The sequence below is a fragment of the Winogradskyella poriferorum genome, from assembly GCF_050618035.1.
GTDB lineage: Bacteria > Bacteroidota > Bacteroidia > Flavobacteriales > Flavobacteriaceae > Winogradskyella > Winogradskyella poriferorum_A.
Map to the genome: position 1 here is coordinate 83461 of NZ_JBODPY010000007.1, position 23993 is coordinate 107453.

General features: G+C 35.7%; 30 protein-coding genes. 24 read left to right on the forward strand and 6 right to left on the reverse strand.

Annotated features, from left to right (window positions below):
• Positions 1-39: 39 nt before the first annotated feature.
• A complete protein-coding gene (locus ACRHOC_RS13775; protein ID WP_431159229.1) occupies positions 40-1788 on the forward strand; it encodes an FG-GAP-like repeat-containing protein in 1749 nt (582 codons plus the stop codon).
• Positions 1789-1847: 59 nt separating this feature from the next.
• Here ACRHOC_RS13775 and ACRHOC_RS13780 read toward each other — a convergent pair whose 3' ends face one another.
• From ACRHOC_RS13780 to ACRHOC_RS13805, 6 genes are all read right to left on the reverse strand, one after another.
• Positions 1848-2702 (reverse strand): hypothetical protein, encoded by an 855-nt coding sequence (locus ACRHOC_RS13780; RefSeq protein ID WP_431159230.1) that lies wholly within the window; start codon positions 2700-2702, stop codon positions 1848-1850.
• Between the two features lie 12 nt (positions 2703-2714).
• On the reverse strand, positions 2715-4373 hold the full coding sequence (locus tag ACRHOC_RS13785; RefSeq protein ID WP_431159231.1) for a SusD/RagB family nutrient-binding outer membrane lipoprotein: 1659 nt from the start codon (positions 4371-4373) through the stop codon (positions 2715-2717).
• Positions 4374-4382: 9 nt separating this feature from the next.
• Positions 4383-7634: a SusC/RagA family TonB-linked outer membrane protein gene (locus tag ACRHOC_RS13790; RefSeq protein WP_431159232.1), complete on the reverse strand. Its 3252-nt coding sequence runs from the start codon at positions 7632-7634 to the stop codon at positions 4383-4385.
• A gap of 140 nt (positions 7635-7774) precedes the next feature.
• On the reverse strand, positions 7775-8515 hold the full coding sequence (gene rlmB, locus ACRHOC_RS13795; RefSeq protein WP_431159233.1) for a 23S rRNA (guanosine(2251)-2'-O)-methyltransferase RlmB: 741 nt from the start codon (positions 8513-8515) through the stop codon (positions 7775-7777).
• Between the two features lie 60 nt (positions 8516-8575).
• Positions 8576-10213, reverse strand: coding sequence for an aryl-sulfate sulfotransferase (locus ACRHOC_RS13800; RefSeq protein WP_431159234.1), 1638 nt, complete (start codon positions 10211-10213; stop codon positions 8576-8578).
• A gap of 50 nt (positions 10214-10263) precedes the next feature.
• On the reverse strand, positions 10264-11952 hold the full coding sequence (locus ACRHOC_RS13805) for a POTRA domain-containing protein (RefSeq protein WP_431159235.1): 1689 nt from the start codon (positions 11950-11952) through the stop codon (positions 10264-10266).
• 177 nt (positions 11953-12129) lie between these two features.
• Here ACRHOC_RS13805 and rpsL point away from each other — a divergent pair, with 177 nt between their 5' ends.
• The 23 genes from rpsL to rpmD all read left to right on the forward strand — a co-directional run bounded on the left by rpsL (position 12130) and on the right by rpmD (position 23989).
• Positions 12130-12504, forward strand: coding sequence for a 30S ribosomal protein S12 (rpsL, locus tag ACRHOC_RS13810; protein ID WP_008269190.1), 375 nt, complete (start codon positions 12130-12132; stop codon positions 12502-12504).
• 22 nt (positions 12505-12526) lie between these two features.
• Positions 12527-13003, forward strand: a complete 477-nt coding sequence (gene rpsG / locus ACRHOC_RS13815; protein ID WP_431159236.1) for a 30S ribosomal protein S7 — start codon at positions 12527-12529, stop codon at positions 13001-13003.
• Positions 13004-13008: 5 nt separating this feature from the next.
• Complete coding sequence (gene fusA / locus ACRHOC_RS13820; RefSeq protein ID WP_431159237.1) at positions 13009-15135, forward strand: elongation factor G; 2127 nt, start codon at positions 13009-13011, stop codon at positions 15133-15135.
• Between the two features lie 11 nt (positions 15136-15146).
• Positions 15147-15452 carry a 30S ribosomal protein S10 gene (rpsJ, locus tag ACRHOC_RS13825; RefSeq protein ID WP_007650482.1) on the forward strand — a complete coding sequence of 102 codons (306 nt, stop codon included), beginning with the start codon at positions 15147-15149 and terminating at the stop codon, positions 15450-15452.
• Positions 15453-15593: 141 nt separating this feature from the next.
• Positions 15594-16211: a 50S ribosomal protein L3 gene (rplC, locus tag ACRHOC_RS13830; protein ID WP_431159238.1), complete on the forward strand. Its 618-nt coding sequence runs from the start codon at positions 15594-15596 to the stop codon at positions 16209-16211.
• Complete coding sequence (gene rplD / locus ACRHOC_RS13835; RefSeq protein ID WP_431159239.1) at positions 16211-16840, forward strand: 50S ribosomal protein L4; 630 nt, start codon at positions 16211-16213, stop codon at positions 16838-16840. Before rplC ends, rplD begins: the two co-directional genes overlap by 1 nt.
• Before the next feature lie 7 nt (positions 16841-16847).
• Positions 16848-17138, forward strand: coding sequence for a 50S ribosomal protein L23 (rplW, locus tag ACRHOC_RS13840; protein WP_224530957.1), 291 nt, complete (start codon positions 16848-16850; stop codon positions 17136-17138).
• 10 nt (positions 17139-17148) lie between these two features.
• Positions 17149-17976, forward strand: a complete 828-nt coding sequence (rplB, locus tag ACRHOC_RS13845; RefSeq protein ID WP_431159240.1) for a 50S ribosomal protein L2 — start codon at positions 17149-17151, stop codon at positions 17974-17976.
• A gap of 10 nt (positions 17977-17986) precedes the next feature.
• On the forward strand, positions 17987-18265 hold the full coding sequence (rpsS, locus tag ACRHOC_RS13850; protein ID WP_111685493.1) for a 30S ribosomal protein S19: 279 nt from the start codon (positions 17987-17989) through the stop codon (positions 18263-18265).
• Positions 18266-18270: 5 nt separating this feature from the next.
• On the forward strand, positions 18271-18678 hold the full coding sequence (rplV, locus tag ACRHOC_RS13855; RefSeq protein ID WP_431159241.1) for a 50S ribosomal protein L22: 408 nt from the start codon (positions 18271-18273) through the stop codon (positions 18676-18678).
• 9 nt (positions 18679-18687) lie between these two features.
• Positions 18688-19398 (forward strand): 30S ribosomal protein S3, encoded by a 711-nt coding sequence (rpsC, locus tag ACRHOC_RS13860; RefSeq protein WP_114300010.1) that lies wholly within the window; start codon positions 18688-18690, stop codon positions 19396-19398.
• 20 nt (positions 19399-19418) lie between these two features.
• Positions 19419-19838 (forward strand): 50S ribosomal protein L16, encoded by a 420-nt coding sequence (gene rplP / locus ACRHOC_RS13865; RefSeq protein WP_218547011.1) that lies wholly within the window; start codon positions 19419-19421, stop codon positions 19836-19838.
• A gap of 12 nt (positions 19839-19850) precedes the next feature.
• Positions 19851-20042, forward strand: a complete 192-nt coding sequence (gene rpmC, locus ACRHOC_RS13870) for a 50S ribosomal protein L29 (RefSeq protein ID WP_431159242.1) — start codon at positions 19851-19853, stop codon at positions 20040-20042.
• Between the two features lie 17 nt (positions 20043-20059).
• Positions 20060-20317: a 30S ribosomal protein S17 gene (rpsQ, locus tag ACRHOC_RS13875; protein ID WP_111685488.1), complete on the forward strand. Its 258-nt coding sequence runs from the start codon at positions 20060-20062 to the stop codon at positions 20315-20317.
• Between the two features lie 2 nt (positions 20318-20319).
• On the forward strand, positions 20320-20688 hold the full coding sequence (rplN, locus tag ACRHOC_RS13880; protein WP_431159243.1) for a 50S ribosomal protein L14: 369 nt from the start codon (positions 20320-20322) through the stop codon (positions 20686-20688).
• Positions 20689-20700: 12 nt separating this feature from the next.
• Positions 20701-21012, forward strand: a complete 312-nt coding sequence (gene rplX / locus ACRHOC_RS13885) for a 50S ribosomal protein L24 (protein ID WP_111685486.1) — start codon at positions 20701-20703, stop codon at positions 21010-21012.
• 2 nt (positions 21013-21014) lie between these two features.
• A complete protein-coding gene (gene rplE, locus ACRHOC_RS13890) occupies positions 21015-21566 on the forward strand; it encodes a 50S ribosomal protein L5 (protein WP_431159244.1) in 552 nt (183 codons plus the stop codon).
• A 2-nt stretch (positions 21567-21568) separates the two neighbouring features.
• Positions 21569-21838: a 30S ribosomal protein S14 gene (gene rpsN / locus ACRHOC_RS13895; RefSeq protein WP_114300021.1), complete on the forward strand. Its 270-nt coding sequence runs from the start codon at positions 21569-21571 to the stop codon at positions 21836-21838.
• Between the two features lie 106 nt (positions 21839-21944).
• Positions 21945-22343, forward strand: coding sequence for a 30S ribosomal protein S8 (gene rpsH, locus ACRHOC_RS13900; protein WP_296355447.1), 399 nt, complete (start codon positions 21945-21947; stop codon positions 22341-22343).
• Between the two features lie 13 nt (positions 22344-22356).
• Positions 22357-22899: a 50S ribosomal protein L6 gene (rplF, locus tag ACRHOC_RS13905; RefSeq protein ID WP_431159245.1), complete on the forward strand. Its 543-nt coding sequence runs from the start codon at positions 22357-22359 to the stop codon at positions 22897-22899.
• Between the two features lie 10 nt (positions 22900-22909).
• Complete coding sequence (rplR, locus tag ACRHOC_RS13910) at positions 22910-23266, forward strand: 50S ribosomal protein L18 (protein ID WP_431159246.1); 357 nt, start codon at positions 22910-22912, stop codon at positions 23264-23266.
• A 6-nt stretch (positions 23267-23272) separates the two neighbouring features.
• The gene (gene rpsE / locus ACRHOC_RS13915) at positions 23273-23797 is read left to right on the forward strand and encodes a 30S ribosomal protein S5 (RefSeq protein WP_431159247.1); all 525 of its coding nucleotides are present in this window, start codon (positions 23273-23275) and stop codon (positions 23795-23797) included.
• A 12-nt stretch (positions 23798-23809) separates the two neighbouring features.
• On the forward strand, positions 23810-23989 hold the full coding sequence (gene rpmD, locus ACRHOC_RS13920; RefSeq protein ID WP_431159248.1) for a 50S ribosomal protein L30: 180 nt from the start codon (positions 23810-23812) through the stop codon (positions 23987-23989).
• The last annotated feature ends 4 nt before the right edge of the window (positions 23990-23993 follow it).

Here is a 23993-nt window from a genome sequence, read left to right on the forward strand (position 1 = left end):
TTTTAGTTATATTTACAGGCGATGAACAGATATTTAAAAATGAAATCCAATCTGAAGAAATCATCCCTTTTAACTTTTTTGTTGTGCGGACTTTTATGTTGTTATAACAGTGTCCACAGTCAAATTAATTTTGAGAATTTATCTACGCACTATGGATTAAATTTAAGTTGTGGTGATACATTTTTAGGTAATGGTGTAGCCTTTGTTGATTTTGATAATGATGGCTGGGATGATTTAACCTTTACAACAGAAGATGGACAATCCATCAGATTCTTTAAGAATTATAATGGTATTTTTTCGGAGTATTTTTTTAGTATGCCTGATCTTACACACCAAACTAAGTCATTAAATTGGGTTGATTATGATAATGATGGTGATAAAGATTTGTTTGTTACAAGTTTTACAGACAGCAATAGATTACTTAGAAATGACGGTAGTGGTATTTTAGTGGATGTTACTGTTGCGGCTGGCTTTCCTCTAGAAGCATTAAAAACTTATGGTGCATCTTGGGGTGATATAAATAATGATGGATTTTTAGATGTATTCCTGTCTAGTTTTGACCCTGCTAAAGTTATACCCAATTTACTTTTTCAAAACAATGGTAATGGAACATTTTCAAATATAAGTTGGACAGCGGGTATAAGCAATGAAGGACATCTGTCCTTTTGTTCAGCCTTTTTAGATTATGATAATGATGGTTTTCAAGATATTTATATATCTAACGACCGCACAGCAAATACTAATATTCTTTATAGAAATAATGGTGATGGTACATTTGAAGATGTAAGCGAAGTGTCAGGTGCGGATTTGGCAATAGATGCCATGTCTGTTACCGTAGATGATGTGAATTCTGATGGTTGGCTAGATATTTATGTAACCAATACTCCAACCTTAGGAAATTATTTTCTTCAAAATAATGGTGATGGAACGTTCACTAATATTGCAGGTAGTTCTACAACAGAAGTATTTGGACCATGTTGGGGAGCTGTTTTTTTGAATGCAGAAAATGATATGGATTTGGATTTATATGTGAGTAGTACTGCTGATTATAATTCTACTTTTAATCCGTCTACATTTTTTAGAAATGTAGGAAATGAATCTTTTGTTACATCCTCTTCTAATTTCTACGGTTTTAATAATGATGATAATTATAGTTTTTCAAACGCCATTGGAGACGTAGATAATGATGGGTTGTATGAGATAATCGTCACAAATGCTAGTGACGAGAATGTCGATTTCTGGAAGAATAATACCAACACAATTAATAATTATCTAAAGATAAATCTGGAGGGTGTAATAAGCAACCGAGATGGAATTGGTTCGGTTATTGAAATTTCGATTAATGGAACTGTACAATATGGCTATACGCTCTGTGGCGAAGGGTATTTATCTCAAAACTCTTCGACTGAGGTATTTGGTTTAGGTAATAATGATGTTGTTGATTACGTAAAAGTGAATTGGTTAAGTGGTATTGAGGATACCATTTACAACGTTAGTGCTAATCAGGTATTAAATATTGTTGAGGGATCAACTTTGTCCATTGACTCATTTGAACAACAGCTTCAGATCGATTTATATCCTAATCCAGTTTCAGAAGTTTTAAATATTAATAATCTATCAGGTGCAAATATTGTTAGAATTCAATTACATGATCTTAAAGGTGATCTGATAAAGGAATTTGATAACTCAGAAAAAATTGATTGTTCGAACTTGATGCAGGGCTTTTATTTGGTCAGTTTAGAATTAGAAGATCACAGACTTCTTCATTACAAAATACTTAAGCAATAAAAAAACCATCTGATTTACAGATGGTTTTTTTATTTAGACTAATCAAAACTTTTTGATTTTTAATCCGGACAGTTATTGAGTAACTCACCCGTTGGAGGGCCATTACCTTGACTTCCGTCTCCTACACCTTCATCCAATACAACAACACCATTAGGATCTGTTAAAGTGAATAGGTTTTCACCTTCCCAATCTCCTGCAGTATAAGTAAATGTAAACTGAGTAGTACCATCAGGAACATTAATTGTTACTGTTGTACCGAAACCAGCAGCCGAATACGTTGTTGAAACACCGCTAATATTAACAGTGATTGCACCACCATTCCATCCATCACCATAAAGATCTACCATCTCTAGTGTCCAATCTCCTGGTTCAGGAACATTAAGGCATATTACATTGGAAATAAATGTGTGATCAGCAGATTGATTGTCAAAGTTTGCACTTACATCAGAAAAGACACCATCTGGATTTGTAACGGCCAATCTAAAATTAAATTGATCGCCACCCTCTAAATCTGAAGTAGTTAAACCTAAAAGGCTTATAATATCTGCCCCAACATAATCAACTTCAACTTGTGGATAATCACCATCTGAAGATTCAAAATCACTTGATGTTCTTGAGAACAACAATTGTTCTGAAGCGATGACATCATTAAGTCTTGTCGCATTGACATAAATATCAAGTTGAGTTATATCAGTACCTCCGGCTGGTGATACCAGCTGATATCGCTTAGAAAAATTTGAACCTGACGGGTCTAGTAAGTTAATATCACTTAAACCAGCTGAAGATAATTCTTGTGCAAATGCACCACCACTATCATTAAGGTCCGCAAAATCTACAGGAAGCTTATCGTCATCTGAACATCCAATACTAAAGACTAGCATGGATAATAATAATAATTTAAAAGTCTGTTTCATAATGCAATTTTTTTATTGTATAAATCCTGCTGGGTTAGTATCCCAGAAAGTTTGTACGGTTAAACCACTTTTTTGATCAATATTTGGGTTTCTATCTACAACAACATTTGGATAAAGGAATGTTCTTGGGAAATTCCCTGTACCAAGATAAGTTGGTTGTAAGTTAATAGGCGTTCCCGTACGTCTGTATAAGTTGTAACCTTCAACACCATTACCAAATAATGCTAACCAATACTCTTTACCAACTACAGCCATCCTTCCAGCATCGTCAGCCGCAGCATCATATAATGCTAAAACTTCATCTACATAGTTGTCTACGTCTGCAGTAGAAGGTACATTACTAAAGTCACCTGGATTTGGTAGTTTACTCATTACGGTAGCTATTGATGATCTTACACCTTGCTCTAACATAGCTCTTGGATTGTCTGATGTTCCTAATGTTAATGCAGCTTCTGCTCGCATAAAGTATACAAACGAATCCATCATTATGGGCCAAATACCAGCACCATCTAGTCCGTCTCCGGCATCAATACCTTCAGCATCATTATCGTCAAATTTACCTCCAACTGGATAAATACCAAAAGTCATACGCTTAGCATTGTCTGGAGGAATACCATCATTTTCTGAGTGGTCTCTTCCCCAATAACCATCGCCTCTGTCAAAAAGTGCACAGAATGGCATCGGTGCTGCAGAAATAGCATCAATGGCAGCATATGTACTTGGTCTTGGATCGTTCCAACAGTCAATTTCATTGTTTAAAGTTGCCGGATCCGTTGGGAATTCATCAACTTGTCTGTAGATGTAATAACGTAATCTTGGATCGTCTAATCCTTTTTCTTCAGTCATAGCCCAAGCTAAGTAATTAGGGATATACTCACCTGTATTCGCTGCTTCATATTCTTCAAAATAATACTGGTGCTTACTTTGTGGGTTATCACTAGTTCCTGCTTGCCAGAAAAAGTCATCAGCACTACTTGTAATGATGTCACCAGCACTTAATAAACTAGCAATGTCTGTAGCTGATCCTGTATTTAGGTAATACTTTAATTTAAGTGTGTTTGCCAACTTAGTCCATTTAGAGATATCACCACTAAAAAATAAGTCGTTTGCACTTGGAGTACTACTATCAATCTGATCAAAGTCACTTAGAGCTCCATTTAAATCTGCTAAAGCGGCAGCATAAACATCGGCTCCATTATCTAAACTAGGAAAGATATCCGCACCTTGAAGTGCCTCTGATAATGGTACATCACCAAAGTAATCAACCAAGGTCATTAGCGTGTAAGCTCTAATAATCTTATTAATTCCTAAGTGCTCAAATCTACCTGTTTCTTCCAAAATTGGTTGAATCAACTGGATTTCGTTAAGAATATCTGCATAAGCGATAGTCCACATATTTGCTAGGTTACCGTTAGAGTTAATATAATTTACCTCATAGGTATCAAACATGTATTCTAGTCTCACGGCTTCTGCACCAGCTTCTGTTGCTTCCTCAAAAAATTCTGCGAAACTAAATGCAACAAAATTTAAGTTGGTATCAGGATCTAATGCATCTGGTGTGGGAACGTTTGGATCTTGTAACAGATCTAATTCTGTCGTCTCACATGATATGGTCATGACTAAAACTATTGTCAAAAACCATGTTAATCTTTTAATTACTGTATTCTTCATAGTTTTTTTTTAAAATGTTAATTTAATGCTCATACCATAGCGTCTAGAATTCCAAGATGTCAAATAATCGAAACCTTGAGAATTACCTACACCTAAACTGTTAAGTTCTGGATCATAATTTACACTCTCAGGAACATTAAACGCTTTTACAAAAAGGTTTTGACCTGATAAAGTTAATGAAACAGAGCCAAAAGGTGTTCTGTCTAACCATTTTTTAGGCATGTTATAAGAAATTGATGCCTCTCTAAGTCTTACATGCGTTGCATCGTAGATTAGCATTTCGTCTGTACCGAAACCAATATTATTAAAATAAGCCTCAGTAGCTGTTAATTGAATATCATTTGGTTGTCCTGTAGATTGTCTAATTCCAGGAAGGATAACACTCTGAGTACGGTCAAAATCCGTATCCTCAACTAAACCACGACCTACTAATGCACCTACAGTAGTAGCGTAGATATCACCACCTTTTTGATATTCCCATTGCATATTAAAAGTTAGGTTTTTCCAAGATAGACTGTTGTTGATTGTAGAGAACCAATCTGGGTTAGGATCACCAATAATTCCGTTTGTTGGATCTTGTATCCAGTAACCATTTTCATCTACTAAACGATTTCCGTTATCATCTCGTAATATTCTACTACCTACAATTACACCTAATTGTTCTCCGTTAATCGCAGCATTTGCAGGTGTAGCGAAAATTCCACCGTATAAAATTTGCTCACCATCATCTAAACCTTTTACTTCACTCACATTACGGCTAAAGCTACCTGAAACTGTCCAGTTCCAATCATCGTTACGAATTGGTGTAAAGTCAGCAACAAGCTCAATACCACGGTTAATAACATTACCAATATTAGTAAATTGACTTGTATAACCAGTTTCTGGTGGAAGTGGTCTTTGAATAATTTGATCTTCTGTATCTCTGTTATAAACTGTGAATTCAAATCCAGCACGGTTTTCTAAAAATCTTGCATCTATACCAAATTCAAATTCTTTTGACAATTCTGGTCTAAGATTGGCATTTGGTAAAGCATTTGGAATACTAGATGCAATTGCACCACCGTTTCCAATATCAACAATACTTGGATTTAAAGAAACAAAGCTTCTTGTAATATAGTTTGCAGATGGGAATCCAGGTGCAGTACCATAACCAGCTCTCAACTTTAAGAAGTTTAATCCTTTTTCTGATTTTAACTCAGGGAAAGCACTTGTAGGAATAAAAGAAGCACTTATACCTGGTGAGAATTGTGATCTAAATTCTGGCTCTAAATTGGATGTCCATTCATTTCTGATTGAAGCATTTAGATATAAGAAGTTCTTATAAGACACTGTAGTCGCAGCATATAACGCTGTAATATTTCTTTCATTCTGTGATTGGTATGTCACGTTATTATCAGCAAAAAGAGTACCTTCTATAATGGTACTAGAGTTTTGATAATTGATGTGATTTTGAAGTCCAAAAATAATTTGATCGCGACTTTCAGCACCATCCGTAAATAATTCTTGACGTTGAGAGTTTGCACCCAATGTACCTTGAATACTAAAGTCTTCATTGATTTCCCTATCGATATTTAATAATAAGGAATGATCCCATACCGAACGTCTTGCTGAAGTCGTTTGTAAATATCCATTTGGATGGATACCATCATTAGCACCCTTGTTAATACTACGTTCTGTCATTGTATTTGTAATATCAAAACCAGCTCTATAGCTAAGCGACATCCAATCATTGAACTCATATGAAGTAATGAAATTACCAAATACTCTATTTGTTTTAGATTCATCTAAAGTATTATCAACCACCCAAAGCGGATTCATACGGTCGTTACCACCTCTGTACCATAAACTTTCACCAGTAGCAGGATGTTGGTAAGGTGTACCAGTGATATCAACACTTCGTGGAAGATATAAGATGTTCCAAATAGAAGCCACACCACCAGTACCAGCAGTAGAGATACTTACATCACTACCTGTTGAGGCATCTGTAAATGGTGACTTAATATCAGTTTTAGCAAAATTAACTTTACCGTTGATGCTAAACTTATTATCAAATTTGTAAGAAGCACCTAACGAGAAGTTATTTCTTATTAAACTGTTTCCAGGAATAAATGATTCATCATCTACATAACTGTAGTTGACGTTGAATGCACCTTTATCGGCTAAACTACCTGATGCACCTATAGAAGTCGTTGCTACGATTCCTGTATCAAAAAATGCATCTTGGCTATCATAAGGACGATACACTACATCTCTCGCATCTAAGTCTGTTCTGCCAGGGAATAAATCTGATGGTAGCTGACCAGGAGCTAAGAAGTTGTTTTCTAACATTGTTCTAAATGCATTATCGATAGTGTCCTGGCTATCAAAACGTGAACCCCAGTTACTAAAAAATGCACCATAAACATTTTGAAATCCATTACCCCAAGTATCTTGATAATCAGGTAGGATTATGTTATTGGTAAATAAGGATTGTGTAACACTAATCTCCATTTTCTTATTAGTCTGGCTTCCTGATTTAGTTGTAATTAAGATTACACCATTTCTACCTTGACCACCATAAAGAGCTGTCGCACTTAAACCTTTTAAGATACTAACACTTTCAATGTTACTTGGATCAATATCTGCAAATCCACTACGAACGTTTCCAGATTGGAAACTAGCAGAGCTAGATGCCTGATTAGATCCTCCAGTAGAACCATCAATTAAAACGCCATCAACAACGAAAAGTGGTTGGTTACCACCTGTAATTGAAGAAAAACCTCTAATAATAATATTCGAACCACTACCCGAAACACCACCGGTTCCAGTAATTCTTACACCCGAAGCTTTACCTCTTAATATTCTACCAATGTCGGTATCTGGTTTTTGCTCAATATCCTTGCTATCTACTGTAGACACAGCATAACCAAGTGCCTTCTTTTCCTTTCTAATACCTTGAGCAGTAATAATTACTTCTTCTAAGGCGTTGTCTGGATCAAGGGATACATTGATTTGATCACCAGCACCGAGAGCTACTTCCTTCTCGGCATAACCAACATAGCTAAAAACTAAAACCGCCCCTTCACTAACGGTTATGGAATATTTACCATCAAAGTCTGTTGATACTCCATTAGTTGTGTTTTTTTCCACAACTGAGGCGCCAGGTAAAGGAACGCCATTCTCATCAGAAACAATACCAGTAATCGTTCGCTCTTGAGCAATACATATTTGCAAGAGAAAAACGAAAAGCATTGTTAGCTTTACATTCAATTTTGTATTCATATGATTTAGTTAATGTTTGTTTCAAAAATCTTAACAAAATCTTAAATAAGCAAAAATTATTAAAAGATTTTTAATAAAAAATTGAATACCTCTTAAAGAATGTAGTGTTTTAACGAAAAATCTGAAATTTTTTCAAAGACCTAATTTGTAATTCGCTGTCTAACAGCTTCATATAGGAAGGCGCCACAAGCTACTGAAACATTAAGGGATTCGATGTCTCCTAGTATTGGGAGTTTGGCAAGTTCATCAACAGCTTTTAAAACAGAGGGATTAATACCTCTGCCTTCAGAACCCATTATAATCGCGCAAGGATCGTTAAGCGATAAATTGTAAATAGTGTCTTCTGCTTTTTCTGTTGCTGCAATAACTTTTATGCCAGAAGATTGCAAGTGATAAACCGCATCTTTAATATGGTCAACCTTACAAATAGGAATCTTAAATATTGCACCAGCACTTGTTTTTATGGTGTCACCGTTTATTGGGGCACCACCTTTTTTCTGAATAATAATTCCAGAAACTCCAGTGCATTCTGCTGTTCGGACAATAGCACCAAAGTTTCTAACATCGCTCAGCTGATCGAGTAATAGAAATAATGGAGTTGTACCAGATTCAATAACATTTAGGACAAGGTCGGCGATATTATGAAACTCTATGGGTGAAATTTGTGCAACAGCACCTTGGTGATTACCACGCGACAGGCGATTTAGTTTTTCAATTGGTACGTATGAAGAATTGATACCTTCGGTTCTTACAAGATGTTCTAACTCTTGGAATAACTCTCCTCTAGATCCTTTTTGAAGAAATACCTTGTCAATTGTTTTTTCCGATTTAATAGCTTCAATAATAGCCCTAATTCCAAAAATCGTAGTCTCATTTTTCATGCAGTAAAGGTATAAAAAAACCACCCTGATTATGGGTGGTTATGCATATCTTTTCGAAGTTTAATTTTTAATTACACGTTTACTGATAATAGATCTATCCGTAAAAATTTTTAAAAGATAAATACCTTTTTCTTGGCCTGTTAAATTAATCTCATTGGATTCTGATTCACTTATTTTTCGACCTAACATATTAAAAACTTCAACTCTTAAAACAACTTCACTGGTGTTTACAAAAACACTATTTTTTGTCGGATTTGGATAAAGAGTAACAGTATCAAACCCATATTCTTCTGTACTTAGATTATTACAAGGTGTTAAGTCAGGATTCAATTCTAATGGGAGTCCAGGTGTTAAATCTCTTCCCGTGAATGCTGAATAATCCGTACCGTATTTAAAAGCCCTGAAGACTAAATTTCCACTAGGTGAATCCATTTGAGCTGTTGATGTACCATTGATATTGTTGATCGGGTTTCTATATTCCCATACTTTGTTGTCGTTGGTATCTAACTCAAAAAAGTAACCTTGATTACCTTCATTCACTAGAATATTCCCGTTTGGAAGTTGTTGTGCGTTGCTAACAATAACCGAAAATAATGTAGAAGGATCTTCACCAGGTTCCGAGTATGTGTAATCTGGTGCAAGGGGTCCATATGCCGTTCCTGCAGTATAATCAAAAACACCCAATGAAGATTCGGGAGGTGAAATAATATCTACCTGTGAGAATTCTGGCGTACGCTGAAAACCATTGTTGAATAAAATAATTTTACCTGCATTAGGATAACCATTCGGAATGAAATAAGGAGAATGTTGACCAAATAAGGTACGGTCTAATTCGGTACCTTGTCTATATGCTTGAGGATTTCCCCATCTGTAGAGCAAGTCTCCACCCATTCCGTAAGTTCCACCTGAACCTGTTGCTGCTTCAGCGGTAGTAGTAGAGTGGTCAATTACCCAAATTTCACTAACACGTCTCGCACTTAGTGTAATCTGATCGCGCTGATTGTCATATTGAATGGAGTTAACGTGTAACCAGTTATTACCACCAGTGTCATTATTAATAAAATTGATATCCAACTTCTCAGGATGATCTCCTACAACGCCAAAATTTTGTTTGGTATTATCAAAATCCTGAATGAGATGATCAAAAATATTCCATTCCCAGACTATATTTCCAGTAGTTGTACCCAGTATTGGTTCCACTTCAATTATTTGCTCATTATATAATTCACCATCTGGAAGAACCGATGGGTCTCTCCCTAAATCAATAGCTTCAGCACCAGTAACAACAGTTGCTGCCAAGATCAATACATTTCCATTTGGTAGAGGGTACACATCGTGATGTTGTCTGAATAAATTGGAGCTGTAAGTATATGACCATATAACATTACCATCCCAATCAAAAAGTTCGACTATTCCACCTTGACCACCAAATCCAATGTCACTACTACCATCATCTAATCGTCCTGCTCTTAGTAAATTGCCGTTTGGCAGGAGGTATACTGAACTACCGGGTAAATAAGCACTATTCCACTCATTAACAACTTCTCCACAATTATTTATGAGGTAAGCTTTTGTGTGTATGTTAAAAAGAGTATAACCATCAAATACGTCGTTTGTAACAGATATCGTTCCAACCGTATTCTGACCGATTATTGAAAGTGAAAAAAATAATGATAGAAGGAGTAAAGTTTTTCGCATTGCTTTTTTTTGATAAATATAAACTAAACTTTCAATTCTAGAGTCATATTTTAGAAAGTAGCCGTTAGGCTAATATGTACTTTAGAATCGGATAGTTTAAACTGTCTATTTTCTGATTTACCGCTAGAGTAGTTTAATCGAAATAAACCTGCGTTAGTGAGTAACCCAAGACCAAAGCCAAAGCCAAATAATTTTTCTTTGCTTTCGGTTAAATCATTTTCAAAATATGCCGCGTCAAGCACAGAATGTACATAAATAGTATTACTAAGTCTATAACGATACTCTGTATTAATAACGCCAAATAAATTGGCTACTAAACTGTTTTCTTCAAAACCGCGAATAGAGTTAATACCACCAAAACGAAAAAGTTCATTGTCTAGGTAATCATCAGAAATTAGCATGGCACCATTTATTCTTGTAAATATGCTGTTCCTGTTATTAAGATTGAATATTTTATAAGTATCGATACGATAAAAACTCTGATCTCTGTCACCAAGATCATTACTTCTACTTCCAAAGTCCGAAGAAAAGTCTAGCCAAAAATTAAAAGGAAATAAGGGGTCCCTAAATTGGGGTTTATTAAAATTATAATTTGCTGTAAAATAATTTGAGCTATAATCATTAAGTACAGAGGTGTCTTCCTCTAATAAATTACTCGATTTTATAGCATTGATTCCAATACCTATTTTATGTAATGCGTTAATTTGATAATTAAAATTCGCCCTTTGGGTAACATTAATAAAAGTCGAATCTTTTCTGAAAATATTTAACCCTAAGTCTAGCCCTATTGGAGTTTTGAATAAAAAGGGTAAATCTACATTTACTCTAAATGTTTGTTGATCTATTTCGTCACTTTTATAATATAAGTTTAGGGTCTCACCATAATTAAGATTATTTACGAGTCTTAAATCTAGATAGCCATCAAATTCAAGCTTGTTGGTAGTTTCATTTGTCCCAAAACCTAAAAAACCATCAAAATTATTTGTTCTTACTTTCTCTACATATAAATACAGAGTTGTGGAATCCTTTGTAAAAAGTACTTCAGGGTCTTTAATCTTATTTGCAAATCTTAAATCTTCAAGGAGCTCAACCTTTTTCTTAATTTCATTCAATCCAAAGGTTTCTCCTTCTTTTAATTTTAGGAAATACTTTATGTAAGACTTTGGGAAGTTTTCATAACCTTTTATTACAATATTATCAATACGTCTCAACTGTGAAGTGTCTATACGGAGCGATGCAGAAATCAAATCGGATCCAAGTTTTAATATATTCTCGAGTTGAAGGGAAGTAAAAGGATCACCTTTTTCTGCAATTGCAGCGTTAAGTGTAGTTAGGTCTGTTTCTAGATTATTTATATCAATTTCAAAATAATTGGTTCCATTGACATGGTCTATAATTTTAAGCAAGTCCGTGTTAAAAGTGCTGTCAAAGTAAACCCTAATTCGGTTTACCTTTTTACCCAGTTTAAACCGTGTTTCATAGAGCGTGTCATTTTTCTTGTCAACAGTAATTAACTTAGTGTCTATATAGCCAATTTTTGTTAAGCGAGTTCTTAAACTATTTATTTCCTTATCTAAGGATTTGTAGTCTTTAAATTTAGACTTGTATCCTACAGAATCGATAACTGCGAGATCTTTTTGAGAATCAGATAATACCTTAAGAGAAAGGTTTTGACCGGTTAATTGATTTGGCAAAATCAAAAATAAAAGAAACACAAATGGCAGATAAAGTCCTTTCATTAAGAATGGTAGAGAAATTATGCTTTAATAACGTAAAAATAGGTCTTAATGTATAGGCATGAAACAAAAGTTCAATTTTCTTGTCAAAATATATCTCTAACAGTTTGAATAATTAATATATATTTCTACCTTTGCAGCCCTCAAAAGTGAGGGTTAAATAATTTTTTTTAGAAATATATGCCAACAATTTCACAATTAGTACGAAAAGGAAGAGCCAAAATAACCAAGAAGAGTAAATCGGCTGCTTTAGATTCGTGTCCGCAAAGACGTGGTGTATGTACTCGTGTTTATACAACAACACCTAAGAAACCAAACTCAGCAATGCGTAAGGTAGCAAGGGTTCGTTTAACTAACGGTAACGAGGTTAATGCATACATCGGTGGAGAAGGTCACAACCTACAAGAGCACTCGATAGTATTGGTTAGAGGTGGAAGGGTAAAAGATTTACCAGGTGTTAGATATCACATTGTGCGTGGTGCATTAGATACAGCAGGTGTTGCTGGTCGCACGCAAAGGAGATCTAAGTATGGTGCAAAACGCCCTAAGAAGTAATTTAAAACTTTAAGAAGAAGACATGAGAAAAAGACAAGCGAAAAAGAGACCGCTTTTACCAGACCCAAGATTTAACGATCAGTTGGTTACACGTTTTGTAAACAACATGATGTGGGACGGTAAGAAGTCTGTGGCGTTTAAAGTATTCTACGATGCAATTGATATTGTAGAAGAGAAAAAGAATGACGACGAAAAAACAGCTTTAGAAGTATGGAAAGATGCTTTATCAAATGTGATGCCTCACGTAGAAGTACGTAGTCGTCGTGTTGGTGGTGCTACATTCCAGATCCCAATGCAAATTCGTCCAGATCGTAAAGTTTCAACTGCGATGAAGTGGTTAATAGGTTACGCTCGTAAGAGAAACGAAAAATCTATGGCTCAAAAATTAGCAGCAGAAATTTTAGCGGCTGCCAAAGAAGAAGGTGCTGCTGTTAAGAAAAGAGTTGACACGCACAAAATGGCTGAAGCTAACAAGGCATTCTCACACTTTAGATTTTAATTAAAATGGGAAGAGATTTAAAATTTACAAGAAATATAGGTATTGCTGCACATATTGATGCAGGTAAAACCACTACAACAGAGCGTATCCTTTATTATACTGGTGTATCTCACAAAATTGGTGAAGTACATGACGGTGCGGCTACAATGGATTGGATGGAGCAAGAGCAAGAAAGAGGTATTACAATTACTTCTGCTGCTACAACTTGTACCTGGAATTTCCCTATTGAAAACGGACAGCCAACTCCAGATACTAAAGGTTATCACTTTAATATTATCGATACTCCAGGTCACGTTGATTTTACCGTAGAGGTAAATCGTTCTTTACGTGTATTAGATGGATTAGTATTCTTGTTTAGTGCGGTTGATGGTGTAGAGCCACAATCCGAAACTAACTGGAGACTTGCAGATAACTACAAAGTACCAAGAATTGGATTTGTTAACAAAATGGACCGTCAAGGATCTAACTTTATGGCAGTTTGTCAGCAAGTTAAAGATATGCTTGGGTCTAATGCAGTTCCAATCGTAATGAATATTGGTGATGAAGCTGATTTTAAAGGCATCGTTGATTTAGTAAAGAACCGTGCGATCGTATGGCACGATGAAACTCAAGGTTCTACTTTTGATGTTATCGATATTCCTGAAGAATTAAAGGCTGAAGCGGCTGAGCTAAGAGCACAATTAATCGAAGAGGTTGCAACTTACGATGAAAATCTTCTTGAGAAATTCATGGAAGATGAAAACTCTATTACAGAGGACGAAGTACATGCAGCTTTAAGAGCGGCAGTAATGGATATGTCTATTATTCCAATGATTTGTGGCTCTGCCTTTAAAAACAAAGGTGTTCAGTTCTTATTAGACGCAGTATGTCGTTACTTACCTTCTCCTGTGGATAAAGAAGCTATCGTTGGTACTGAGCCAGATTCAGATAACGAAATTTCACGTAAGCCAGATGTAAAAGAGCCATTCTCTGCATTAGCATTTAAAATTGCTACTGATCCTTTCGTTGGTCGTTTAGCATTCTTTAGAGCATATTCAGGTAGATTGGATGCTGGTTCATACGTATTAAATAACAGATCAGGTAAAAAAGAACGTATTTCGCGTATTTACCAAATGCACTCTAACAAACAAAATGCTATTGAGTTTATTGAAGCAGGAGATATTGGAGCAGCAGTTGGATTTAAGGATATCAAAACTGGAGATACTTTATCTGATGAAAAGAATCCAATTGTTTTAGAATCTATGGACTTCCCAGATCCAGTAATCGGTATCGCAGTGGAGCCTAAGACTAAGGCAGATGTAGATAAGTTAGGTATGGCTTTAGCGAAGTTAGCTGAAGAAGATCCAACATTTACAGTAAGAACAGATGAAGCTTCTGGTCAGACAATTATTTCTGGTATGGGTGAGCTTCACTTAGATATTATTGTAGACCGTCTTAAGCGTGAGTTTAAGGTTGAGGTTAACCAAGGTCAACCTCAGGTAGAGTACAAAGAAGCAATTACACAACGTGCACAGCACAGAGAAGTTTACAAGAAACAATCTGGTGGACGTGGTAAATTCGCTGATATTGTCTTTACACTTGAGCCTGCAGAAGAAGGTAAACAAGGTTTAGAATTTGTTTCTGAAATTAAAGGGGGTAACGTTCCTAAAGAATTTATCCCTTCAGTTGAGAAAGGATTCAAGATGGCAATGGTAAATGGACCATTGGCTGGATACGAGGTAGATGCTATGAAAGTTACTTTAACTGATGGTTCTTACCACGATGTAGATTCAGATCAATTATCATTCGAATTGGCTGCGAAATTAGGATTTAAAGCTGCTGCAAAAGCTGCAAAGGCTGTAATCATGGAGCCAATCATGAAATTAGAAGTGTTAACTCCTGAGGAAAGTATGGGAGATATTGTAGGTGACCTTAACCGTCGTCGTGGTCAAGTTAATGACATGAGCGATAGAGCAGGTTCTAAAGTTGTTAAGGCAAATGTGCCACTATCAGAAATGTTTGGATATGTTACTTCATTAAGAACATTATCATCGGGTAGAGCAACATCAACCATGGAATTCTCACACTATGCTGAAACACCTTCAAATATATCTGAAGATGTGATTAAGGCAGCAAAAGGAGTTGAAGCTTAAATTTTAAGAAAATGAGTCAAAAAATTAGAATAAAGTTAAAATCTTACGATCACAATTTAGTAGACAAGTCTGCTGATAAGATTGTAAAAACAGTAAAAAGTACTGGTGCAGTTGTTACGGGACCAATTCCTTTACCAACACACAAGAAAATTTTCACTGTCTTACGTTCACCTCACGTAAATAAGAAGTCAAGAGAGCAGTTTCAATTAAGCTCTTACAAGAGATTATTAGATATCTACTCTTCGTCTTCAAAAACAATTGATGCTTTAATGAAGCTCGAATTACCAAGTGGTGTTGAAGTAGAGATTAAGGTGTAATGATAAACTGAGCTGAATGCTCAAAGACATGTCCGGAGCTGCGTGCGAAGGAAAAACGGTAAAAATACAATTCAAGGCTGAAGCGTATTTTCAGCCTTGAGTTTTAAATAACAAATAGTAAATAATTAATAATTAATAAATATGTCTGGGTTAATTGGAAAAAAAGTCGGTATGACCAGCATTTTCGATGAGAATGGAAAGAATATTCCATGTACAGTTATCGAAGCAGGTCCATGTATCGTTACCCAAGTCAGAACTGAAGAAGTTGATGGCTACAATGCACTTCAACTAGGTTTCGATGACGCGACAGAAAAAAGCGCTACTAAAGCAGCCTTAGGGCATGCTAAAAAAGCGGGTACTTCTGTAAAACGCAAGGTCGTTGAATTCAAAGGTTTTGATGAGGAGTACAAATTAGGAGATGCTGTAACAGTAGAGCATTTTGTAGAAGGAGAGTTTGTTGATGTATCTGGTACATCAAAAGGTAAAGGTTTCCAGGGTGTTGTAAAACGTCACGGTTTTGGTGGTGTTGGTCAAGCTACACACGGTCAACATAACCGTTTAAGAGCTCCTGGTTCAATTGGTGCTGCTTCGTATCCTGCAAGAGTTTTCAAAGGAATGAAAATGGCAGGTCGTATGGGTGGTGAAACAGTTAAAGTTCAAAATTTAAGAGTTTATAAGGTAGTTCCAGAAAAGAACTTACTTGTTGTTAAAGGATGTGTTCCTGGTCATAAGAACTCTTATGTAATTATTGAGAAGTAATGAAAGTAGCAGTTTTAGATATTAACGGAAAAGACACTGGTAGAAAAGCTGAGCTTTCTAAAGAAGTGTTTGCTATAGAACCTAATAACCATGCAGTGTATCTAGATGTTAAGCAGTATTTAGCTAACCAAAGACAAGGTACGCATAAGGCAAAGGAAAGAGGTGAGATTGCAGGAAGTACACGTAAGATCAAAAAACAAAAAGGTACTGGTACAGCAAGAGCTGGTAGTATCAAGTCTGGTGTATTTAAAGGTGGTGGTCGTATGTTTGGACCAAGACCAAGAAACTATGGTTTTAAGCTTAACAAAAATGTTAAGCGTTTAGCACGTAGATCTGCATTATCAATCAAAGCAAATGATAAGTCAATAGTTGTTTTAGAAGATTTCAATTTCGAAGCACCAAAGACTAAGAATTTTGTGGATGTATTGAAAGCATTAGAGATAGAAAACAAAAAATCTCTGTTTGTGTTGGGTGACGCTAATAATAATGTATATTTGTCGTCGCGCAATTTGAAAGGTTCTGATGTTATAACAGCTTCAGAATTAAGCACTTATAAGATTATGAACGCTAATAAAGTGGTTCTATTAGAAGGTGCATTAGAAGGAATTGAATCGAATTTAAGTAAATAGAACAACGATGAGTATCTTAATAAAACCTATCATCACTGAAAAAGCAACCACGCAAAGTGAGTTGTTAAATGCTTATGCGTTTGAGGTGAACACAAAGGCGAACAAGGTAGAAATCAAAAAAGCAGTTGAAGCTGCTTATGGAGTTTCTGTTGAAAAAGTTCGTACTATAAATGTCCGTCCAGATAGAAGAACACGTTATACAAAAACGGGTATTCAACATGGTAAAACAAATGCTGTTAAAAAGGCAATTGTACAACTGGCGGAAGGTGAAACAATAGATTTATACGCTAACATGTAATTAGACAAAAATGTCAGTTAGAAAATTAAAACCGATTACATCAGCCCAGCGTTTTAGAGTAGTAAATGGATTTGACGCAATTACTACTGATAAGCCGGAGAAAAGTTTACTTGCTCCGAAAAAAAGGTCTGGTGGTAGAAACAGTCAAGGAAAAATGACTATGCGCTACAAAGGTGGTGGTCATAAGAGAAAGTATCGTATCATTGATTTTAAAAGAAACAAAACTGGAATTCCAGCAGAAGTAAAGTCAATAGAATACGATCCAAACAGAACAGCATTTATTGCTTTATTAAATTACCAAGATGGAGAGAAGCGTTACGTTATCGCTCAGAATGGTTTGCAAGTAGGGCAAAAGATTGTATCTGGAGAAAGTGGTATTGCACCAGAGATTGGTAATGCAATGCCTTTGAGTGAAATTCCATTAGGTACTATTGTATCCTGTATAGAATTACATCCAGGTCAAGGTGCGGTTATGGCACGTAGTGCTGGTGCGTTTGCACAATTAATGGCACGTGATGGGAAGTTCGCAACAATTAAATTGCCTTCAGGTGAAACCAGAATGGTTTTAGCAACTTGTATGGCAACAATAGGTGTTGTGTCTAACTCAGATCATCAGTTAATCGTATCAGGTAAAGCTGGTAGAAGCAGATGGTTAGGTAGACGTCCACGAACTAGACCAGTAGTAATGAACCCAGTTGATCACCCAATGGGTGGTGGTGAAGGTAAGTCTTCAGGAGGTCACCCAAGATCAAGAAACGGTATTCCTGCTAAAGGTTATAGAACGCGTTCTAAGACGAAAGCGAGTAATAAGTATATTGTAGAACGTAGAAAGAAATAAGTAAGATAGTATGGCACGTTCATTAAAAAAAGGACCTTATATCCACTATAAATTAGAAAAGAAAGTTGCAGAGAATGTAGCTTCTAATAAAAAGACTGTAATTAAAACTTGGTCTAGAGCCTCTATGATTTCTCCAGATTTCGTAGGTCAGACTATCGCTGTTCACAACGGTCGTCAGTTTGTACCAGTTTATATTACTGAAAATATGGTAGGTCATAAATTAGGCGAATTTTCACCAACAAGATCATTTAGAGGTCATGCAGGTGCAAAAAATAAAGGTAAAAAATAAGAATCATGGGAAGTCGTAAAAAACAAATGGCTGAAGCTATTAAGGCGGAGAAAAAGCAAGTTGCTTTTGCTAAGCTAAATAACTGTCCTACATCTCCAAGAAAGATGCGTTTAGTAGCGGATTTAATTAGAGGCGAAAAGGCAGAAAAAGCTCTTCAGATTCTTAGATTTAGCCAAAAGGAAGCATCACGTCGTTTAGAGAAATTGGTTATGTCGGCAATTTCAAACTGGCAGGCTAAAAACGAAGATGCAGATGTTGAGGAAGCAGATCTATTCATCAAAGAAATTAGAGTAGATGGTGGGACAATGTTAAAAAGATTGCGTCCTGCACCTCAAGGTAGAGCACATAGAATTAGAAAAAGATCTAATCACGTAACTGTGGTAATAGATTCATTAAACAAAACACAAAGCTAAGATAGAGATATGGGACAAAAGACAAATCCAATCGGAAATCGCTTAGGAATTATCAGAGGATGGGAATCTAACTGGTACGGAGGAAACGATTATGGTGATAAACTTGCCGAAGACGATAAGATTAGAAAATACGTTCATGCGCGTTTATCTAAAGCTAGTGTAAGTAGAGTAATTATTGAGCGTACGCTTAAACTTGTAACCGTTACTATCACTACTGCTAGACCTGGTATTATTATCGGTAAAGGTGGTCAAGAGGTAGATAAGTTAAAAGAAGAGCTTAAAAAGATTACTGGTAAAGAAGTTCAATTGAACATCTTTGAGATTAAAAGACCTGAACTAGATGCACATTTAGTAGCAGCAAGTGTTGCACGTCAGATAGAAAGCCGAATTTCTTACAGACGAGCAATTAAAATGGCTATCGCTGCCGCTATGCGTATGAATGCTGAAGGAATCAAAATTCAAATTAGTGGTCGTTTAAACGGAGCTGAAATGGCACGTTCTGAGCACTATAAAGAAGGACGTATTCCTTTATCTACATTTAGAGCTGATATTGATTATGCTCTTGTTGAAGCACATACTACTTACGGTAGATTAGGTGTTAAAGTGTGGATTATGAAAGGCGAAGTTTATGGAAAAAGAGAACTTTCTCCATTAGTGGGTCTTTCTAAGCAAAAAGGAAAAGGTGGACGAGGTGGAAAAAACCAACGTCGTAGAAAGTAATTTTTTAAAGAAAAGAAAAAATGTTACAGCCTAAAAGAACAAAATTTCGTAAGCAGCAAAAGGGTCGTATGAAGGGTAATGCTGGTAGAGGCCATTTATTATCTAATGGTACTTTCGGTATAAAATCTTTAGACTCCTCTTTTATAACTGCTCGTCAAATAGAAGCGGCGCGTATTGCAGCTACACGTTACATGAAAAGAGAAGGATCTCTGTGGATTAAAATTTTCCCAGACAAGCCTATTACAAAGAAACCTCTTGAAGTACGTATGGGTAAAGGTAAAGGTGCCGTTGAATATTGGGCAGCTGTTGTAAAGCCTGGACGTGTATTATTTGAAGTAAGTGGTGTACCATTAGACGTAGCTCAAGAAGCGTTACGTTTAGCAGCACAAAAACTTCCAGTAAAAACTAAGTTTATCATAGCTAGAGATTACGAAGCTTAATAAAAAGATATTATGAAGCAATCAGAAATTAAACAGCTTTCAACAGCTGAGTTACAAGAAAAACTTAGTGAGACTAAAAAGAGTTATGCAGACCTAAAAATGGCTCACGCAATTTCTCCTTTAGAAAATCCAATCCAATTGCGTACGGTAAGACGTGCAGTAGCGAGATTGGCAACTGAATTAACTAATAGAGAAGGACAATAATTGTATTCTGCTGAAAGATGGAAAAAAGAAATTTAAGAAAAGAACGTATAGGAGTAGTTACTAGTAACAAAATGGAGAAATCTATTGTTGTTTCTGAAGTAAAGAAAGTAAAGCATCCTATGTATGGAAAATTCGTGTTAAAGACAAAGAAATATGTTGCGCACGATGAGAAAAACGACTGCAACGAAGGAGATACTGTAAAGATCATGGAAACAAGACCTTTAAGTAAATCTAAGTGTTGGAGATTAGTAGAAATAATTGAAAGAGCGAAGTAATTATGGTACAACAAGAATCTAGATTAAAAGTAGCTGATAACACTGGTGCTAAAGAAGTTTTAGTAATTCGTGTTTTAGGTGGTACAAAAAAGAGATATGCTTCTGTTGGTGACAAAGTAGTGGTTTCTGTTAAAGATGCTACACCTAACGGAAACGTTAAGAAAAAAGCAGTTTCTACTGCTGTTGTTGTACGTACTGCTAAAGAAGTTAGAAGACCAGACGGATCTTATATAAGATTCGACGATAATGCTTGTGTACTTTTAAACCCACAAGGGGAAATGAGAGGAACACGTGTATTTGGTCCTGTAGCGAGAGAACTTCGTGATAAACAATTCATGAAAATTGTATCATTAGCACCTGAAGTGCTTTAATTGATTAATAAGATGACAAAGCTTAAAATAAAATCAGGAGATACAGTACAAGTAATTGCTGGAGACCACAAAGGTTCAGAAGGTAAAGTACTTAAAGTATTAAGAGATAAGAACAAAGCCATCGTGGAAGGTGTTAATATGGTAAAAAAACACACTAAGCCAAGTGCTCAGAATCCTCAAGGTGGTATTGTTGAGAAAGAAGCATCTATTCACATTTCAAACTTGTCTTTATTGACAAGTAAGGGTGAAACAACAAGAGTTGGATATAGAATGGATGGCGATAATAAAGTAAGATTTTCTAAAAAATCTAATGAAGTAATTTAGTTATGGCTTACGTTGCAAGATTAAAACAAGAGTATAAGGATAAAATTATTCCAGCTCTTACAGAAGAATTCGGATATGAAAATGTAATGCAAGTACCAAAGCTTGAAAAGATTGTATTGTCTAGAGGTGTTGGTGCTGCGGTTGCAGATAAGAAGTTAATTGATCACGCTGTTGATGAGCTAACTAAAATTACAGGACAAAAAGCTGTAGCAACAATCTCTAAGAAAGACGTTGCCTCTTTCAAGTTACGTAAAGGGATGCCAATTGGTGCCAAAGTAACATTAAGAGGAGAGCGCATGTATGAGTTCTTAGATCGATTAGTTACTTCAGCATTACCACGTGTTAGAGATTTCAATGGTATCAAAGCTAATGGTTTTGATGGTAGAGGAAATTATAACTTAGGTGTAACAGAACAGATTATATTTCCAGAAATCGATATTGATAAAATCAACAAGATTTCAGGTATGGATATCACATTTGTGACTTCAGCTGAGACAGATAAAGAAGCTAAGTCATTATTAACAGAACTAGGATTACCATTTAAAAGAAATTAATTATGGCTAAAGAATCAATGAAAGCTCGTGAGGTGAAGCGTGCAAAAATGGTTGCTAAATATGCTGAGAAGAGAAAAGCTTTAAAAGAAGCTGGAGATTACGAAGCATTACAAAAGTTACCTAAAAATGCATCACCAATACGTATGCACAACCGTTGTAAACTTACAGGAAGACCAAAAGGTTATATGAGACAATTTGGAATCTCTCGTGTAATGTTTAGAGAAATGGCTAACAAAGGGTTAATTCCTGGTGTGAAAAAAGCAAGTTGGTAACAATTGAGGAAGCGAATTAGCTTCTGTACAATTATCAATATAATTATTGTATAATCGGAATTTAGGTTCGGTAACATTCGAAAACCATTTTCCAAAAATTAAAATTATGTACACAGATCCAATAGCGGACTATTTAACGCGAGTTAGAAATGCTGTGAAAGCTAACCACAGAGTGGTAGAGATTCCTGCATCTAACTTAAAAAAGGAGATAACTAAAATATTGTTCGATCAGGGCTATATTTTAAGTTACAAATTCGATGACTCTACAGTTCAGGGTACAATAAAGATTGCCTTGAAATACAACAAAGACACAAAAGAGTCTGTCATTAAGAAAATTCAAAGAATCAGTAAACCAGGTTTACGTAAGTATGCCGGTGCTAACGAAATGCCAAGAATCTTAAATGGTTTAGGTATTGCAATTGTTTCTACGTCTCACGGAGTGATGACTGGTAAGCAAGCGCAAAGAGAAAACGTTGGTGGCGAGGTATTATGTTACGTATACTAAAAAACAGGAAATTATGTCAAGAATAGGTAAAAGCCCAATAACAGTTCCTGAAGGTGTTACAGTTGAGATTAGCGACAACTTAATTACTGCAAAAGGAAAATTAGGTGAGTTAACTCAAGAGTATTCAGATATTGAAATTAAACTAGAGGAAGGAACGGTTACTTTAACGCGTTCATCTGAAAAGAAAGATCACAGAGCAAAGCATGGTTTATATCGTGCATTAATTGCTAATATGATAGAAGGTGTTTCTAACGGATTTACTAAAGAATTAGAATTAGTAGGTGTTGGTTACAGAGCTTCAAATCAAGGACAAAAATTAGATTTAGCGATCGGTTTCTCTCACAATATAGTAATGGATATTGCTCCAGAAGTAAAAGTTGAGACTATCTCAGAGAAAGGTAAAAATCCAATCGTTAAACTTACATCACACGACAAGCAATTAGTTGGTCAAGTTGCGGCTAAGATTCGTAGCTTCCGTAAGCCAGAGCCTTACAAAGGAAAAGGTATCAAGTTTGTTGGTGAAGAAATTAGAAGAAAAGCAGGTAAATCAGCTTAATAGTTAAGTTATGGCATTGACAAAGAATCAAAGAAGAACAAGAATAAAAAACAGAATACGTAAAGTAGTATCTGGTACTGAAGCAAGACCAAGATTATCTGTTTTTAGAAGCAATAAAGAAATTTATGCTCAAGTTGTGAATGATGTAACTGGCGAGACAATTGCTGCTGCATCTTCAAGAGATAAAGACATAGCGAAAGCTAAAGGAAATAAAACTGAAGTTGCGGCTTTAGTTGGAAAAGCTGTTGCTGAAAAAGCAATGAAAGCTGGTGTTGAGACCATTTCATTCGATAGAGGTGGCTATTTGTATCACGGAAGAGTAAAATCTTTAGCTGAAGGCGCTAGAGAAGCAGGACTTAAATTTTAAGACATTATGTATCAAAAATATAAAAACGCAGAACTAGTAAAGCCAGGCGGTTTAGAATTAAAAGATCGTTTAGTAGGCGTACAGCGTGTTACAAAAGTAACTAAAGGTGGTAGAGCATTTGGTTTTTCAGCAATCGTAGTTGTTGGTGATGAAGCAGGTGTTGTTGGTCACGGATTAGGAAAATCTAAAGATGTTGCAACTGCAATTGCAAAAGCAGTTGAAGATGCAAAGAAAAATCTTGTTAGAATTCCTATCGTAAAAGGTACATTACCACATGAGCAAAAAGGTAAGTACGGTGGTGCAAGAGTAAATATTATTCCTGCTGCACCTGGTACCGGAGTAATTGCAGGTGGTGCAGTAAGAACTGTACTTGAAGCAGTTGGTGTTCATGATGTATTATCAAAGTCTCAAGGTTCATCTAACCCTCATAATGTAGTAAAAGCAACATTTGATGCTTTATTACAATTAAGAGATGCTAGAGCTGTAGCAAGAGAGCGTGGTATATCACTTGAAAAAGTATTTAACGGATAATCATTGGATAAAATGGCAAAGATTAAAGTAAAGAAAGTAAAAAGTGCAATTAACCGTACTAAAAAGCAAAAGCTTACATTAGAGGCTTTAGGTTTAAAAAGAATTGGTCAGGTTGTAGAGCACGATGCCACGCCAAATATCCTTGGTATGGTTAAAAAAGTTGAACATTTAGTTTCTGTAGAAGAAGCTTAAAAAT